Origin of the sequence: Streptomyces sp. SID3343, assembly GCF_009865215.1 — a bacterium.
Taxonomy (GTDB): domain Bacteria; phylum Actinomycetota; class Actinomycetes; order Streptomycetales; family Streptomycetaceae; genus Embleya.
In genome coordinates this window covers 1-431 of record NZ_WWJX01001456.1, presented here as the reverse complement: position 1 = coordinate 431, position 431 = coordinate 1, and the positions used below count along the sequence as shown (strand labels likewise).

1 protein-coding gene is annotated in these 431 nt (G+C 68.2%); it reads right to left on the bottom strand.

The features are described from left to right. Positions 1–431: acyltransferase domain-containing protein (locus GT354_RS46170; protein ID WP_161363541.1), on the bottom strand; the 431-nt coding region annotated here is incomplete at both ends.

Below are 431 nucleotides of genomic sequence, written 5' to 3'. Positions count from 1 at the left end.
GTGGTCGGGGTGGGTTTCCTGGGTGGGGGTGGTGAGGATGGGGTGGGGGCTGGTTTCGATGTAGTGGGTGTGGTGGTCGCGTTCGAGGGCGTGGAGGGTTTGGTGGTAGAGGACGGGTTTGCGGAGGTTGTCGTACCAGTAGGTGGGGGTGAGGGTGGTGGTGTCGAGGAGGTCGCCGGTGACGGTGGAGTAGAAGGGGACGGTCGCGGGGTGGGGGGTGAGGGTGATGTCGAGGAGGGTGTCGCGCAGGGTTTCGACGTGGTGGGTGTGGGAGGCGTAGTCGACCGGGATGGGTCGGGCGTGGATGTGGTGTTCGGCGCAGTGGGTCAGGAGGGTGTGGACGGCGTGGGTGTCGCCGGCGACGACGGTGGTGGTGGCGGAGTTGTGGGCGGCGATGTGGACGCCGGGGGGCAGGAGGGGGGTCAGGGTGT